Origin of the sequence: Frigoribacterium faeni (genome assembly GCF_007988805.1) — a bacterium.
Classification (GTDB): Bacteria; Actinomycetota; Actinomycetes; order Actinomycetales; family Microbacteriaceae; genus Frigoribacterium; species Frigoribacterium faeni.
Map to the genome: position 1 here is coordinate 1 of NZ_BJUV01000082.1, position 661 is coordinate 661.

Sequence of the window (661 nt, forward strand, 5' to 3'; positions counted from 1 at the left end):
CCGTCGACCGTCGACGTCCCGACGGCTCCTGCCCCGGCGTTGTCGCTCGTGAAGAGCGTGACGCCTGACGTGGCGGGCACTGTCGGACAGACAGTGACCTACTCGTTCCTGGTGACTAACACCGGCAACGTGAGTATCGATGACGTCACCGTGACCGAGACCGGCTTCACCGGCGCCGGCACACTGTCGGAGGTCACCCCGGCGACGGCAGGACCGTTGGCCCCGGGCCAGTCGGCGACGTTCACCGCGACATACGTGCTGACGCAGGCCGATATGGATGCTGGTGCAGTGTCAAACACGGCGACCGGGTCCGGTACACCGGTGATTCCCGGAAGCCCCGATATCACCACACCTCCGTCGACCGCGGTCGTGATCACCGCCCCGACCCCGCAACTGGAGGTCGTGAAGACGGCTGATGTGACGGAGATCACGGAGGCTGGTCAGACGGTCACGTATTCCTTCGTGGTCACCAATACCGGCAACGTCACCGCAAGCGATGTCGCCCCGGTTGAGGGTGACTTCAGCGGCACCGGCGACTTCGGGCCGATCACCCCAGCTACGGTCGCGTCCCTCGCCCCGGGTGAGTCGGCGACGTTCGCCGCGACGTATGTGGTGACGCAGGCCGACGTCGACGCGGGCACGCTGTCGAACACGGCGACGA

1 protein-coding gene is annotated in these 661 nt (G+C 66.4%); it reads left to right on the forward strand.

Going from position 1 to position 661, the window contains the following annotated elements; all coding sequences use genetic code 11:
• Positions 1-69: 69 nt before the first annotated feature.
• Positions 70-661 (forward strand): CLIPPER-2 domain-containing protein (locus tag FFA01_RS15810; RefSeq protein WP_443093384.1); only part of this gene is annotated, 592 nt, incomplete at its 3' end.